Source organism: Rhizobium aureum, assembly GCF_030182495.1.
Lineage (GTDB): Bacteria > Pseudomonadota > Alphaproteobacteria > Rhizobiales > Rhizobiaceae > Rhizobium > Rhizobium tropici_C.
This window is the reverse complement of the sequence record NZ_JAQJCI010000001.1, coordinates 202,711-217,304: the sequence shown is the minus strand read 5'-3', so window position 1 is coordinate 217,304 and position 14,594 is coordinate 202,711. Positions and strand designations below refer to the sequence as shown.

The window sequence follows — 14,594 nt, the reverse complement described above, 5'->3', positions numbered from 1 at the left end:
ATGCGTGAGGACGGCTTGTCTCTGTCAACGAGGCTCCGTAAAAGAGCTCAATGGCCGAATTTGGAAAAAGTAGGCTGGCGACTAAACACTCCCCTCCCTAGCGGCTTTCCTCGTTAGATCACGAAATCGAACCGTCCAAACTTTCCATCGCCGGTTTGCTTGATGTCGAGGAGCAGTGCCTCATCAAACAATCTGTCTCCGGCATTCCTCGCCTCGCCGGGAAAATAGAGCTGCGTGGTCAGGAGGCGCCCACCGGGACGCTGGACCTTGAAATGGAAGTGACGCGTTCGTCTGGGATATAGCGCGGGCACGATGGTGTTGAACCACCAGCGTCCCTGCGTGTCGGCGAATTGGTATCCGCGCAAGCGGAAGCCCACGCTGTCATAGTCGCCGTTTTCGTCCGCGTGCCAGATTTCGACAAGGCTGCCGCCAAGCGGCCGGCAACGATTGTCAAACACGAAACCGGCGACGGTTATTCGCTCGCCTCCGGGTGCATCCGAATAGAGATCCCGATTGAGCGGTGAGTTCAGCCTGAAGAAGGGACCGGCTTCCCGTTCGAGGGTCAGTTCGTCTTCATCGTCACATGCGGGGGTGAGCGGCAGTTCGGGAGCGACGTGCGCAAACGCCCTCATTCTCGCCGCCTCGATGAGAGGCAGCGTCAGAAAGGCCATCAGAAGCGAGCGTCTGGTGGAGGGCAAGTCCGGTCTCCCGGTGTGATGGCGGGTTAATCGACGCGCCGTTACTGCAGGCGCTGCGCGGCGTTGGCCTGTGCCTCTCGGATCAGGCCGGAATACATGTTCTCCTTGCCGGGATACCACGGCATCGTACCGATGGAGCCGAAGCCGGGAAGGGTCTCCATATGTGCGACCATGCGGGCGCGCATGCGCTCGTCAGGTAGCGGCCCCGTCATCGCCTGGACATTGTCGCTCATGTGGTCGGGGTTGGACGTACCGCAAAGTACGCTCGTGACGGCCGGATGCGCCATGACCCATTTCAGAAAGAACTGCGCCCAGCTCGTCGCACCGAATTCGGCTGCGAAACCGGGAAGCGGCTGCCCCTCGATTACCTTCATCAGCCGCGCCTTTTCGAGCGGCAGATTGATCAGGACGCCGACGCCCTTGTCGGCGGCGGCCGGCAGCAAGCGCCTCTCTGCGTCGCGGTTGAAGATCGAGTAGTTGGTCTGGATGAAATCGACATCGTCGCGTTGGATGATGGCCAGCAACTGGTCCTGCGCCGCCGACTCGTGGTGGGTCACGCCGACGTGGCCTATGAGCCCTTCCTTCTTCCAGGCTTTCATCAGCGGAATGATGACCGGCGCATTGGTGATGCTGTGGCATTGCATGAGATTGATTGTGTCACGCCATGTCCGCATGCGCGACTGCCGAAAGCTTTCGATCGCGTGGCTTTCGTCTCCAAGATATTCTCCCGTCGACCAGACCTTGTTGGCGAGGAACAACTCGTCGGATCCTTCAAACTCGCCCATGAACTGGCCGACGCTGACTTCGGCCGAGCCGTAGAGAGGTGATGTGTCGACCACGCGGCCGCCTGCGGCGACGTAACGTTTGAAGACTTGGCGGAGAGCGTCCCGGCGATCCCCGGGCTTGAGGTCGAAGGTCAGGAAGGTTCCGAGACCCAGGGCAGTGACCCGTTCGCCGGTGCGTGGCAATGTGCGAGTCAGGACATCCTGATTTGCTCCAGAAGCTGACAACGCCGCATTCGTTCCCGAGGTCTGCGCGGTAGCGTGGGTGGCGAGAGCCAACCCTGTTGCCGCCGCACCCATCGTGCCGAGAAAGCCGCGTCTGTTGATATTCAACTGTTCCATAGGTGTTTCCTGTTTCTGAGCGTCAGAACTGCCAGTTGGCGGGAACCCAGGCGTAGCCGCCATCGGTCTTCAGCATCCGGCCGAGGCCGGGGAACGGATAGTGGAAGCCAAGAACGGGCATGCGCTCGGCGGCCGCCCTGTCGAAAATGCGCCGGCGCGAGGAAAAGGCCGTTTCCTTGTCCCGGTCCGGGCCCGGAAGCCAGGGCCTGTCGACGTTGACAACAGGGTGATAGGCAAGGTCTGCTGTCAGCAGCAACTGGTCGCTCCCGGAATGGACGAGAAAGGTGGCCATGCCCGGCGTGTGACCGGATGCGGCGATCGTCGTCAGACCCGGCACGATCTCGGCGCCGGCTTCATAAAGCTCGACATCGTTCGCAAACGGCCCAAGGCTGTTCTTGATGTTTGCCGCAAAGCGCAAACGGAATTCCTCCGGCACAGGCATGTAGGAGAGATCCGGATCGGTGCGGACGAAGAAGTCCCAGTCGGCCTTCGGAACAAACACCGTGGCGCGGGGAAAGGCCTTGCCGCCGTCTGCGGTTCTCAGATTGCCGACGTGGTCGGGATGGGTATGCGAGACGACAATCGCATCGATGTCTGCAGGACCGAGGCCGATCGCCGCGAGGTTATCGAAGATACGGCCGCCATTCGGGCCCATGGTCTTGCCGGCTCCGGCCTCGATCAGAATCCGTCGACCGCCGGTTTCGATTAGCAGGGTGTTGAGATTGAGGGTCATGTGGTCGGTCGGCAGAAATGCTTGACGCAGGACCTCCTGAAGCTCGGCTTCCGGCGCGTTGCTGGCATAGACGCGAGGCGGGCCACCAATCACACCATCGCTCAAGACAGTCGCGCTGATGTCTCCGACGCGGAAGCGGTAGTGACCGGCATTGCCCGTCACCGGGGACGCGGCCTGGGCGTTGGCGCTGCTGGAGCCACCCAGGCTTGGGATGAACATGGTCGATGCGCCGGCGACAGCGGACAGCATGATGGCACGTCTGTTGAGGGTAAAGGCACTCATCAGGTTTTCCTCCGTGTGGGCGCTCAATTGCTTCATCGCTTCGCACGGGTCGAATTGACCGTGAAAGCAAACATCAAGCACCGCGTTGAGCTCGGCATCAACCATGACATGGGGCAATTGATCTGATAATCTGCTTTAAGTTTATCGGCTTGATTAGAAAAACTTTGCAATGGATCCTATTCGCCTGGACAGCTTCGATGTGTTCGTGGCCATCGTGCGCTGTGGTGGTTTCCGCGCAGCCGCACATGAGCGAGGCGTGTCGTCGTCGGCCTTGAGCCAAACGATGAATGGGCTGGAAGAGGCTCTGGGTATCCGGCTCCTCAACCGAACGACGAGGAGCGTATTCCCAACGGAGGCAGGACAGCGCCTTCTGGAACGTCTGGCGCCTGCACTGAGCGACATCCGGCTCGCCATCGCCGAGGTGGACGAATTACGGGATAGTCCGTCTGGAACGCTTAGGATCAACGCGCCGGCGCCGGCTGTCGATCATTTTCTTTGCCCACTGGTGTTCGACTTCATGGACGTTTATCCCGAGGTGAAGATCGAGATCATCAGCGATGCGGCCGTCATCGATATCGTAGAACAGGGTTTCGATGCCGGCGTCAGGTTCGGCAAGCAGCTGGCCCAGGACATGATCGCGCTGCCACTCGGGCCCGCGCTTCGTTATGCAATCGTCGCCTCGCCCGGCTACATCAAGAGGTGCGGAGAGCCGCAGACACCACACGAGCTTGTTGATCACGACTGTATAAGACGTCGTTTCCCAGGTGGCACCCTCGTTACCTGGCGATTTTCCGAGGGGGGCGAAGAGATCGAAGTCACTCCAACCGGCCGCTTGACGGTCAGCTCCGCACACAATGAACTGCAAGCTGCGCTGGCGGGCAGAGGAATAGCCCATGTCTTCGACGACTATGCGAAGCCGCATATCCAAACCGGCCGGCTGGTGGAGCTTCTCTCCGACTGGAGCCCGACCTTGCCGCATTGGTTTCTATACTACCCCAGCCGCCGACTTCCGAGCGCCGCCATGCGTGCGTTTCTCGATTTCATGAGAAGCTACGACTGGGAGGCGAAGGACTGAATGGCGCACGCTCGAAGGTCGAGGCCTCAGGGGAACCGCCCTTCAGTGCCTCATTTGACCCGCTGCCATTCGATCCTGATTTCGATGCCTTCCGGCCTGCGGAATTGTTCAGTCATGCGGTCGCCATCGACGACGAGCGTGAGATCATCACGTGTTCGCACGCTGCCAATCCAGTTCGGGAATGTCGATCCCTCGACGCGGTTTCCGCTGAATTCTCCCTTCTCATCGATGGTGTAGGTGCCGAAGAACCCGATGCTGCGTGACATGGCCATGCGATTTTCATCGTCCGTCCCCCCACCGCGGACATTGGAAGCAAACCGCGGGACATCGGCGTCGGTCAGAACTTCCACGAAGTGCATATCGGGCGTGAAGACGAGAAGCCCGTTGGGCTTTTCTCCATAAGCAGCGATATTTCTGCCGCCGGGGTCGATCGTCGCCGACATCATACGCCAGGTTCCGACGACTTGGTTCTCCGCTGCTGTCTGCGCGGATGCAGAAGATGACACAGTCAACACAAGCGCCAATATAGCTGATTGAACGGACATGCTGTTTCCTTTCCTGTGCGTGAGATCTGTGTGTCCCAGCCGTTGCTGCACTTCACAGATCCTGCCTATCGGCGGAATTCGCCACTCCCCGCTGCGCCTTAAGGGCGGCGAGGCGCGCGGACAGCGCCTGTGAGATCGAGGAATAGGCCGTGCTGCCCAGCGCCAGCCGCAATGGCGGCGTCTCGCTCTCGGCGGCTGTTATGATTGCGGACACGGTGCGCGCCGCATCTCCCCTGATTTCGAAGCTACCCTCAGTGATCGCCCGGCGAACGGCGCCGGCAGGAGTTTCGTCATAGGCATCCATCGGTTTCGCGCAGACGAGATTGGCTCCGAAATTCGTGCCGGTTGGTCCCGGCTCGGCGATGATGACGTCGATGCCGAACGGAGCCACTTCCTGTGCCACGGCTTCGAGGAAGCCCTCGATGCCCCACTTGGTCGCATGATAGAGGCTGAACCCGGGATACGCGATCTGCCCACCTTCGGACGAGACCTGAACGATCCGCCCGCCGCCTTGCTTTCGAAGAAGGGGCAGTGCAGCACGGATCAGATGAATGGATCCGGTAAGATTGGTGGCGATCTGCCGGTCGATCTCTTCATTCGTGAGCTCTTCCGCAGCACCGAACAGGCCATAGCCCGCGTTGCTGACGATCACGTCTACGCGGCCATGCCGCTTAAAGGCTCCTTCGACGGCCGAGACAATGCTCTCCGGCTCGATCACATCAAGCTGAATGGTATCCAGGTGCTCGCGATATTCCTGCTCAAGTTGCGTCAGTGGTCCTGAGCGGCGGAGCGTTGCAATCACCTTGTGCCCTTGGGCGAGTAACTGCTGCGCCATTTCGAAACCGAGTCCGGAAGAAGCGCCGGTAATGAACCATGTCTTTGGCATGTGATTTTCCTCATCTGTTCATCGCCGAATGTAGACCCGCACGATTGGTGATATAAGGCTGCCAATTTGAGATGAAGTGGTGAGGATAAATCACGAATGATGCGCCCTAGTCTGAATGACCTTGCCGCTTTTGCCGCGGTTGCCAATCACAAAAGCTTCCGCAGAGCGGCCGACATCATGGGGGTCTCGCGCTCCGCCCTCAGCCACGCGATCATCGGATTGGAAGCAAAGCTGGACGTCCGCCTCTTCAATCGGACGACACGCAGCGTATCTCTGACGCAGGCCGGCGCGCGCCTGCTCGCGCGACTCGACCCGGTTCTGCAGGAACTCGATCGGGCGCTCGACACGTTCTCGGAGGAGCGCGGCACTCCAAGCGGCACACTTAGGATTAATGCGAACAAAAGCGGTGCCCGCATCTTGCTCGCAGACGTGGTGCCGCGCTTCTTGGATCTTTATCCAGATGTCGAGCTTGATCTCGTGTCGGAAGGTCGGCTCGTCGATATCGTGGAACAAGGTTTCGACGCGGGGGTACGTCTGCTGGAAGCCGTCCCGAAAGATATGGTCGCAGTGAAGTTCGGAGGCGACGTCCGTTTCATCACCGTGGCGGCGCCGTCCTATCTGGACGGCAAGGCAAGGCCAAACACGCCCGACGATTTACATGCGCATCGCTGCATCCGCCAACGTCTGCCCAGTGGAAAGCGCTATCGCTGGGAATTTTCCAGACGCGGTGCCGAAGTGGCGATCAACGTCCAGGGCAATCTCACCCTCGATGACAATGATCTTCTCGTGCAGGCGGCGGTGGACGGGCGCGGTATTGCCTATGTGCCCGAGTATTTCGCACGGCCGTTTCTGGCGTCCGGCCAGTTGCTCACCGTACTTGATGAATGGTGCCCGCCGATACCGGGCCTGGCACTCTATTATCCGCGCAGCCGGCACCTGCCGTCCACGTTACGCGCCTTCATCGATCTCCTGCGAGAGGTGGAAAAACAACGATGACAGGGCGGCGGTGAATGGCGTCCGTCCCATCAGGTAGATTGAGGAAGACCTGCGGCACCCAGACCCGTTTCGCATCGCGCAGGCTCGCCCGGTGTTTACGGTGTCGCCGGCTTGCGCCGCAAGATCATGCCGCCATGATGCAGAGTGTTGGCATCGACGAAATCGCCATCAGCGGTGAAGCCGGTGTCGTCCCAATACTCGATATGCGTCCCGTCTACTTCATACCGACCCTCATAAGCTCGCTCGCGCTGACCGCGGGCTTCGATATAGCGTCCGCTCGGCAGAAGTTCGTGGCGAACATGGTTGTCGTCGGTGACCCACGTGCCAACGTAAGGATGTTGCGGCTGCGGATTGGCCTCCTGTGCTTCTGCGGGTTGGATCGAAAGGGTGGCCGTGATGATTGCCGCAAGTGCCTGTCGCATGGTCCTGCTCCATTGAGCGTTGCTGTTCTCGGTTTGGAAGCCATGGCGCACGGATGCGCGGCTATCGGTCGGCAGACTCTCAGATCTGCCGAACCGCAGGCGTCGGTCATTGGGACCGCGGGGCGTTGTTGTCGACCACCTGCTGATAAGCAACGAGGTCTAGAAAGGCCTCCGCATTGACGACGAGGCCGTCCTTCATCTTGAGTATCCAGACGAACTGGTTGCGATAAGGTGCGCCCGACGTCGTGGTCGCCGTTCCGTCGAAGCGGATGATGATCGTGTCCCCGTCCGCAAAGATGTTGTGCACCTCCGGCGCGATCAAGGTGGCGAGCCGGCTGGTCAGGGGACGCGAGGCCTTCTCGATGAAGTCCTTCTGGTTGCGATAGGTGCCGGCGACCGGCCCGGAACCATGGATCGTCCAGACGACGTCTGGAGCGAGGAGCTCCCCGAAGACATAGGTGCCCCCGCGCCATTTTTCGAAGGCGGCTTCGACGATCGCTCTGTTCCGTTGCTCGATAGCCGCACTGTCCGCGGCCTGCACCTGCGTTGCCGTGGCGTTTGCAACGGCTGTGCCCGGCAGGGCGAGCGACAGCAATGCCAGTGTGATCAGAGCTCTACGGCTCGCGCCGGCGACCCACTGGCGTATCGGAAGAATGGTCATGGTACAGTCCTTTCCTGGCTGCTGAGAGCTTGATGAGAGCCATCGACCGGCGATGAAGCTGCGTGCACCGTCGACAGGCCTCGCGTCCTAGTTCGTGAGATCCAAAGTAGGCGCCTCGATGAGATCGGACAATTTGCCCAATGATGACCGCTCTGGTAAAACTATCTAACCAATGGCAATCGATCTGAATGGCATTTCCGTTTTCCTGGCTGTCGCCGAAGCGCGCAGCTTTCGTGTGGCCGCGGAGAATCTGGGCGTCACTCGGCCAGCGGTCAGCCAGGCTGTCCGACGTCTTGAAGATCGGCTGGGCGTCGCGCTCGTGCGGCGCACGACGCGCAGTGTCAGTCTCACGGAGGCTGGCGAACAACTGTATCATCGGGTGGCGCCGGCGATTTCCGAAGTCGGACTGGCGCTCGACGCGACGGCGGACCGCGACAGTGCGCCAAACGGGCTATTGAGGCTGGCAGTGTCGTCCATCGCCGAGCACTTCATTTCGGGGCCGCTTCTGGCGCGTTTCGCGGATGCCTTTCCCTCAGTTCAGATCGACGTGACGGTCACGGATGAGGAATTCGACATCGTCGCGGAAGGCTATGACGCGGGGGTGCGATTGGGCGAGGTCATCGATCAGGACATGATTGCCGTTCCAGTCTCGGGCGACCAGCGCCAGGGCGCCTTCGCTGCGCCGTCCTACATTGAACGTTTCGGCAGGCCCAAGCATCCTTCGGAACTCTCAGCGCATCGGTGCATCGGCTGGCGACCAGCGCCACACAGCGCACCCTATCGCTGGGAATTCGGCGAAAACGGGCGCGAGTTCGACGTGGCTGTCGACCCGCAGATCACCACCAACGACATGTGGCTTATGATCCGCACGGCCTGTGCCGGCGGCGGCATCACCTTCGGTATGGAAGACACGTTCAAACCCTATGTCGCATCTGGTCAACTGGTCCCTCTCCTTCAGGACTATTGCCCTCCGTTTGCCGGCTTCTTTCTCTACTACCCCAGCCGGCGAAATCTCGCTCCGAAGCTTCGGGCGCTCGTCGACCATGTGAAACGGTGGCGATAGCGCCCCAACGACGTCGTCGTCATCACAGTCATTGCCGGCCTCATCGCGTCACTTACGTTTAAGACGGCTGTCCAGCTTTCTGGCCCGGCGCCGTGAGATCGCTTCATCCGATTCCGACAGCATCGAGCCTTGATATTCGTTCGCTACCTTGCAATTATCGTATGGTAGCGAACGAAATAAATGGGCTTTTCATGCAGGATCAGGCGGACACCAAAATTCTCTCCGTGGGAGCATGGACGAAGCGGTGTTACTTCGCGGGCCGGGCTCTCATGGACGAGCGCCTGCGGCCCTTCGATCTGGGATCCACGCAATGGTATGTTCTCTGGTATCTCGTCAACAACGGCCCGTCCGTCCAGCGTGATCTCGGTCGCGCACTCGAACTGGAACGCGCGACCCTGAGCGGGATTATTGCCACACTCGTCCGCAAGGACCTGGTCACGCAGACCGCGAATGGAGACGATCACCGTCAACGTCTGCTGACTTTGACAGCCGCCGGCGAGGCGCTGTGGCGCCGGATCCCTGATCTTTCTTTCATTCACGACGCTGCCTTCGGCGGGATCGACGAGGCCGATCTGGCCACGACCATCGGTGTCCTCAAATCAGCGACCGAACGGCTGCAGGCCCTGTTGCGAAAGGATTGAGCAAATGACCTTATTGATCACCGGAGCCACCGGGCTCGTTGGCGAGCGACTTCTGCCGCGGTTGGTGGAGGCCGGCTATGCTTGCCGAGCCCTGCTCCGGGCGGGCAGGAGCTGCCCTGAAGGAATAGGTGCCGCAACGGGCGATATTCTCGACCCTTCAACCCTGGCGAACGCCGTCCAAGGGGTTTCCGCAATCGTGCACCTCGCCGCCGTATTCCGCACGCAGGATACCGATCTCATCTGGAAGAGCAACCTCGACGGGACACGCAACTTGATTGCCGCCGTGAAGGCGCATGCTCCCGACGCGCGTTTCATCATGTCGAGCACCAGCCATGTCTACAACAAGGACAATCCGCATCCGGGAAGGGAAGACGACCCGGTCGACCCTCAGCACGCCTATCCCGCAAGCAAGGTTGCCGCGGAAAAGGAACTGCGCGAAAGCGGGTTGAACTGGTCCATCCTTCGCTTCCCCTTCATCTATGGCGATGGTGACGGACATCTCCAATCTCTTCCCAAGCACGTCAGCACCTGGCATCCGGCCCAACGCATGAGCACGATCCACCATCGTGACATCGCCCAGGCAGTCACGCTGGCGTTGGAGGGTGTGTTCGATCGACGCGTGGTAAACTTAGCCGACGAGGCGCCCTCCTCCATCTACGAACTGGCGGGTATGGTCGGATCCAGGTTGGCGCCGAATTCCGAGCCTCTCGAAAACCCCTGGTACCTGCATGTCGATACGTCCCTCGCCCGCAGCCTGGGTTTTCGTGCCAGCATAAGGACCGTGTATCAGGCTTGGCAGGAAGGAATTTCGTAGGCGGATCGCAGAACTTGGTGGCCGAGCTCGACATTTTGGCCTGTTAGCGTCTGTTGCCTACTTGGCGCACCTGAATGGTTGGTTTTTTCGTAGCGCTCTTGAAAGGAACTGAACCAACGGCCCTCTGAAATTTATCTAACGTACTGAGTCGTGTGCCTTTCGTGGATAAGCCTCCATTATGGAACAAGGGCGCGTATTCGGGAAAGCTAAGACACCAAGTGGAGCAGCATTTGGACATGTGCTCGGTAGCAACGCGAGCCTCTACCAACACGTCAACACCGGCCGGCCAAGTGAGGTCGACCGGTGTGTGATTTGATGACGGTCACTCCGGCGTGTAGCTTTCAGCGAAGAAAGTAGCTACGGCCTCGAATGCCTGGAGCCTATTTTTCTCCATCAACACCAGATGGGTGGCTTCGCCAATTTCAACCCACCGCCGATATGGTGCAGCAGTAAGTTTCTGAAAAATTGCTAGTGCCAAGTCGATCGTGACATCGATGTCCCATTCGCCATGTACCAGCAACGTGGGCGACTTTATTTGACTGGGATCATAAAAAGGCCGTCCGGCGCGCCAATAATCCCGGATATCCTGTATCGGGCCATTTGACGCACGCAAGCGGTTCGGCGACTTTTCCCGGCTCCATGGTTCTTCGGCGAGAGTGGCATCAGCCCAAGTTTCAAACCAGCCCTCTGGCACCAGGTTGTCGCGCGCGTATTCAGGCGCTGTGGACAGCCAACGGGCTTTCGCGTCCAGCACAGGCACAAGCCTGTAAGCCTCGAGGTCTCCGCCGGTATCAATCGGGATTGGCTTGTCGCTGAGCCACTGCGGCGCAAGAAGGGCCAGCTTCAAGACCTTATCGGGGTTGCTCGCGGTATAGGCACCCGCAACGGTCCCTCCCCACGACATGGCAAATATATTTACCTCGTCTAGGCCGCGATGAGACAACACGAAGTCAACGGCACTCGCTAAATCAGCCACTCCGGTTGCGGTATTTACCTGAGGCGGCGACAGGCTCGCGTCCTGCTCCATCTCGGGTGGCCTGGTCGAGCGTCCATATCCGCGGACGTCTACCGCGAACACGTCGAAACCGCTCGCGGCAAGATAGTCCATATATGAAAAGCCGCCGAGGCGAACGTCATATAGACTACCAGACGAAAAAGTCGCTCCGTGAACCATTACGATGGTTTTTTCGGGCCCAAATTGCTCTACGCCGCGTGGTCTTTTGTTTCGCAGGTAAAGATTGATGCCGGGCGTGTCGCTTTGGATGTGATGTTCTTCGAACTGAATTTCGTTGAGAGAAATCGTTTTGTCGCGCATTTTAATTCCTTTCAAGCATACGTCCAAGCATAGCCGCGATCCTCGCGGGAGACATATCCCGCCGAGGAGCCAGCAAAGTGAGTTGAACAGTAGAGAGCTTCATCGTCGGCAAGCGTCTGCAGAATGCGCGCTCGCGAGGAAACGGCGTCCTCTAGGAACTCGCAAAATACCGTATTCAAATGCGGTCTAAGGACTTGGATCGGGTGATGCATCAAGTCTCCGCCAAAGATGGCTGCTTTGCCAGCAGAATCCAGGCGGATCGACATATGGCCAATGCTGTGGCCACGGGTTGGGATGAACGTGAAAAGATCGAGGTATTTCCCTCCTTCCGGCTCTATCCAATCCACCAGCCCGGCCTCTATGACTGGAAGAACACTGTCTTCGAAGACACCGAGACTGGGAATATTGACCTCGTTGTGGCTCGCCGGACTTCCGTAATACTCAGCTTCCTTTCGTGGGAACACGTAGCGAGCGTTCGGGAATGTTGGCACCCACCGATCATCCTTCAGCACCGTATTCCAACCCGAGTGATCAACATGGAGATGGGTGTTGAACACGTAGTCGACATCGCGGGGATCAACTCCAGCCTCATCGCGAAGCCTTTCGAGAAAGGGGATATTCTGGTCGTGGACAATTGGGAACTGTGGCCGCTGCTTATTGTTGCCCGACCCCGTATCTATAAGCACTAGATGATCGGGAGTACGAACGACCCAAGTATGAATACTCTGAATGAGATCGCTTCGGTTCTCTTCCATATCTTCGACGGCTAGATGAGACTGAATACCGTCCAGATCCTCTGTCGTCGCCAGAGGGTAAAGGAAACTTTGCGGGACGTTGCGAAGCGGCTGTTCGGTGACCTTTTGGATTGTCACTTCGCCAATATGATGGATTTTGCCTTGATGAGTCATAATGCCCTCTTTTTAGGTGAGACACGACCTGCCTCAGAAGGCCTAGACATTAAGAGCGAGGTCGATTAATAATCAAATCGATGAACGAGATAGTCTCCATTGATCATTTCAATTTGTGGTCTTTCGACCTCAACCTTCTTGTCGCTTTCGACGCTCTGATGCGCGATAGGAGCGTGACGCAGGCTGCTGGGCGGCTGAAGATCCAACAGCCTGCAATGAGCCACAATTTATCAACTTTAAGGGCTCTATTTCAGGATGAGCTGTTTGTCCGAGTTGGTCAGGTGATGCAGCCCACACCGAGGGCACATGCCCTCGCCCCGACCATTCAGCAAATTCTTGCGCAGGCGCACAATGCACTGATTATCTCGGAAAGGTTCGATCCGTCGAAGGAGTCGCGAATATTTCGCATTGGGTTCTCGAGCGAGCTCGAGGTTATCTTGATGCCGGAGCTCACTGCTAAATTACGGAAGGAAGCACCGGGGGTTAAACTACTTGCGCGCGCAGTCCCCCCCGAGCAGGTCCATCGTTTGCTGGACGAGGGCGTCATCGATCTCGGCGTCGGCTGCTACGGAAAAGGAAACAGCCGCCATCGTCACCGACAGTTGTTCGAACAATCATTGATGTGTTGCTACAATGAAAATCTCCTTCCATTTCGGGGCCCAATCAGCCGGGATGCGTACCTGCGAGCCGAACACGTTATGGTTTCTCAAAAAGATGCCATTGAAGGCTGCTTAGACGAGGCTCTCGATAAAATCGGCGTTCGGTTGAACGTGGCGATGGCGGCGCCCGAGTTCCTAACCGTTTTGTCCACTGCAAAAGTCGCGCCGCTTCTTGCGACGCTACCGACGCGGATTATCAAACGGTATGCGTCGACGTTCGGATTAACCGAAAGCCCTGTGCCTCTTGAACTTACGGTAAACCCTATTGCGATGATATGGTCAGCCCACCTCGATCGTGAGCCTGCAACAGAATGGATTCGTTCGCAGGTAGCAGATCTGGTTCAGGCGGTGGTGGAATAGACTCCGCAATAAGTGCTCGCATCCTACGAACAAGCTAAAGATCCAGTGCGATCTGCGACTGACCGTCGACATTTGCAGTCGTGAAAAATTTTCGACTGGATGTCGTTGCGCTCGATATCTACGCCTTCGCTCATCACGCAGAGGACGTATCTCGTCTGGCCGAGCAGCCATTTTGGATCGCCCGAGATCAACGATTGATGAAGCGCCGCCGAGCTTCGACAGTTACCGGGGTATAAAGAGCCACGTTAGTACCCTCAGGGTCCGCGATCTGCATGGTGCGATTGCCCCATGGCAAATCCTTCGGTATATGCACAACCTCGACCCTGTTTTTCAAACGCTCAAACTCGGCATCTACGTCTGCAACCATGAACTCCAAGATGGCCGTTTTGTTAGTTCGGGGAAGCGCACTGCCCTCTTTGAACAGGGCAACGGTCTCGACGCTACCCAGAGCCAAGACGGCGCCGGGTGTTACGATTTCAGCGAAAACGGGTGCAAGCCAATCCGCCGTGCAGCCCGTCACCAGCTCGTAGAAGGCTACCATTTCATCGATGTTTTCGGCAACAAGGCGGACGGATGCGAACTTCATGTAGTTTCTCCTGCGTTGGCAAGTGGCATTCATCTACTGTATGACACATGGGTGCTGACAACGTTGTGGCAGCAGGAGCATAAGGCGATGCGAAAAGCTGAGAGGCTGTTCCAAATCATCCAGATACTTCGCCGGTCGACTGGTCCAGTGACCTCCTCGCAACTGGCGATTGAAGTGGAAGTTGCTCGGCGAACCATTTATCGTGATATCGCAGACCTGATCGGCCAGCGCGTCCCTATTCGTGGGGAGGCAGGGATCGGATATGTTCTTGATCAGCAATACGACATGCCACCATTAATGCTAACGTCAGAAGAGATTGAGGCAGTGGTGCTGGGCTCTCAAATGGTGGCTCGGTTAGGGGATCGCGCTCTGACGACTGCCGCAAGGGACGTTCTCACGAAGGTCGCCTTGGCAGTGCCGAGCAATCTGCGATCTTTCATCGCCGAACCAACTGTTGGCATAAGACCGGATATGGTCATCGGTGATTTGCGATGCGATACCCGTCCATTACGGAGCGCTCTACGGGAGACACGTAAAATACGGCTAGAGTATCAAGCATTGAACGGCACGATAACCTCTCGCGTGGTCTGGCCAGTGCTTTTAGGATACGATGGCGGCATCTGTCTGTTGATCGCATGGTGTGAATTGAAGGAGGAATTCCGCCATTTTAGATCAGACCGCATGCGCGCCATTCAAGTACTCGAAGACCGAATTGACTTGCCCAAGTCCAAATTGAAGCAGAAATGGCTGCAATGGCGCCAAGAGGAACAATCCCGTCGAGGCGCTATCCAAATTCCGTAATAGTGCATACTCGGGCAGGCGCGGC

Annotated in this window: 17 protein-coding genes; 7 read left to right on the top strand and 10 right to left on the bottom strand. The window is 58.1% G+C overall.

Features of this window, described 5'->3' with window-relative positions:
- Window positions 1-113: 113 nt before the first annotated feature.
- Genes PH552_RS01030 through PH552_RS01020 form a run of 3 tightly spaced genes read right to left on the bottom strand, consistent with a single transcriptional unit; the run spans window position 114 to window position 2,837 of the window.
- Entirely contained in the window at window positions 114-698 is a 585-nt protein-coding gene (locus tag PH552_RS01030) for a dioxygenase family protein (RefSeq protein WP_112342970.1), read from the bottom strand.
- 41 nt (window positions 699-739) lie between these two features.
- Window positions 740-1,822, bottom strand: coding sequence for an aldo/keto reductase (locus PH552_RS01025; RefSeq protein ID WP_285165392.1), 1,083 nt, complete (start codon window positions 1,820-1,822; stop codon window positions 740-742).
- 22 nt (window positions 1,823-1,844) lie between these two features.
- Window positions 1,845-2,837, bottom strand: coding sequence for an MBL fold metallo-hydrolase (locus PH552_RS01020; protein ID WP_112342972.1), 993 nt, complete (start codon window positions 2,835-2,837; stop codon window positions 1,845-1,847).
- 169 nt (window positions 2,838-3,006) lie between these two features.
- Between PH552_RS01020 and PH552_RS01015 the strand changes: the two genes are divergently transcribed.
- On the top strand, window positions 3,007-3,912 hold the full coding sequence (locus PH552_RS01015) for a LysR family transcriptional regulator (RefSeq protein WP_112342973.1): 906 nt from the start codon (window positions 3,007-3,009) through the stop codon (window positions 3,910-3,912).
- Between the two features lie 50 nt (window positions 3,913-3,962).
- Here the strand turns inward: PH552_RS01015 and PH552_RS01010 are convergent, their stop codons facing one another.
- On the bottom strand, window positions 3,963-4,508 hold the full coding sequence (locus PH552_RS01010; RefSeq protein ID WP_348628022.1) for a lipocalin-like domain-containing protein: 546 nt from the start codon (window positions 4,506-4,508) through the stop codon (window positions 3,963-3,965).
- Window position 4,509: 1 nt separating this feature from the next.
- Window positions 4,510-5,343 (bottom strand): SDR family oxidoreductase, encoded by an 834-nt coding sequence (locus PH552_RS01005; protein ID WP_112342975.1) that lies wholly within the window; start codon window positions 5,341-5,343, stop codon window positions 4,510-4,512.
- A 96-nt stretch (window positions 5,344-5,439) separates the two neighbouring features.
- Here PH552_RS01005 and PH552_RS01000 point away from each other — a divergent pair, with 96 nt between their 5' ends.
- Window positions 5,440-6,339 (top strand): LysR family transcriptional regulator, encoded by a 900-nt coding sequence (locus tag PH552_RS01000; RefSeq protein WP_285165391.1) that lies wholly within the window; start codon window positions 5,440-5,442, stop codon window positions 6,337-6,339.
- A 95-nt stretch (window positions 6,340-6,434) separates the two neighbouring features.
- On the opposite strand, the gene PH552_RS00995 is transcribed toward PH552_RS01000, so the two are convergent.
- The gene (locus PH552_RS00995; RefSeq protein ID WP_285165390.1) at window positions 6,435-6,761 is read right to left on the bottom strand and encodes an Atu4866 domain-containing protein; all 327 of its coding nucleotides are present in this window, start codon (window positions 6,759-6,761) and stop codon (window positions 6,435-6,437) included.
- Between the two features lie 106 nt (window positions 6,762-6,867).
- Window positions 6,868-7,422 (bottom strand): nuclear transport factor 2 family protein, encoded by a 555-nt coding sequence (locus PH552_RS00990; RefSeq protein ID WP_285165389.1) that lies wholly within the window; start codon window positions 7,420-7,422, stop codon window positions 6,868-6,870.
- A 172-nt stretch (window positions 7,423-7,594) separates the two neighbouring features.
- On the opposite strand from PH552_RS00990, the gene PH552_RS00985 reads away from it, so the two are divergent.
- From PH552_RS00985 to PH552_RS00975, 3 genes are all read left to right on the top strand, one after another.
- The gene (locus PH552_RS00985) at window positions 7,595-8,485 is read left to right on the top strand and encodes a LysR family transcriptional regulator (protein WP_285165388.1); all 891 of its coding nucleotides are present in this window, start codon (window positions 7,595-7,597) and stop codon (window positions 8,483-8,485) included.
- 269 nt (window positions 8,486-8,754) lie between these two features.
- Window positions 8,755-9,126 carry a MarR family winged helix-turn-helix transcriptional regulator gene (locus tag PH552_RS00980; protein ID WP_285165387.1) on the top strand — a complete coding sequence of 124 codons (372 nt, stop codon included), beginning with the start codon at window positions 8,755-8,757 and terminating at the stop codon, window positions 9,124-9,126.
- 4 nt (window positions 9,127-9,130) lie between these two features.
- Window positions 9,131-9,940: an NAD-dependent epimerase/dehydratase family protein gene (locus PH552_RS00975; protein ID WP_285165386.1), complete on the top strand. Its 810-nt coding sequence runs from the start codon at window positions 9,131-9,133 to the stop codon at window positions 9,938-9,940.
- 322 nt (window positions 9,941-10,262) lie between these two features.
- Here PH552_RS00975 and PH552_RS00970 read toward each other — a convergent pair whose 3' ends face one another.
- Together PH552_RS00970 and PH552_RS00965 are read right to left on the bottom strand one after the other, a co-directional pair.
- Window positions 10,263-11,255, bottom strand: a complete 993-nt coding sequence (locus PH552_RS00970; RefSeq protein WP_285165385.1) for an alpha/beta hydrolase — start codon at window positions 11,253-11,255, stop codon at window positions 10,263-10,265.
- 11 nt (window positions 11,256-11,266) lie between these two features.
- Window positions 11,267-12,163: an MBL fold metallo-hydrolase gene (locus PH552_RS00965; RefSeq protein WP_285165384.1), complete on the bottom strand. Its 897-nt coding sequence runs from the start codon at window positions 12,161-12,163 to the stop codon at window positions 11,267-11,269.
- An 80-nt stretch (window positions 12,164-12,243) separates the two neighbouring features.
- On the opposite strand from PH552_RS00965, the gene PH552_RS00960 reads away from it, so the two are divergent.
- Window positions 12,244-13,182 carry a LysR family transcriptional regulator gene (locus tag PH552_RS00960; protein ID WP_285165383.1) on the top strand — a complete coding sequence of 313 codons (939 nt, stop codon included), beginning with the start codon at window positions 12,244-12,246 and terminating at the stop codon, window positions 13,180-13,182.
- Window positions 13,183-13,369: 187 nt separating this feature from the next.
- On the opposite strand, the gene PH552_RS00955 is transcribed toward PH552_RS00960, so the two are convergent.
- The gene (locus tag PH552_RS00955; protein ID WP_285165382.1) at window positions 13,370-13,768 is read right to left on the bottom strand and encodes a VOC family protein; all 399 of its coding nucleotides are present in this window, start codon (window positions 13,766-13,768) and stop codon (window positions 13,370-13,372) included.
- 87 nt (window positions 13,769-13,855) lie between these two features.
- Between PH552_RS00955 and PH552_RS00950 the strand changes: the two genes are divergently transcribed.
- Entirely contained in the window at window positions 13,856-14,569 is a 714-nt protein-coding gene (locus PH552_RS00950) for a helix-turn-helix transcriptional regulator (RefSeq protein WP_285165381.1), read from the top strand.
- The last annotated feature ends 25 nt before the right edge of the window (window positions 14,570-14,594 follow it).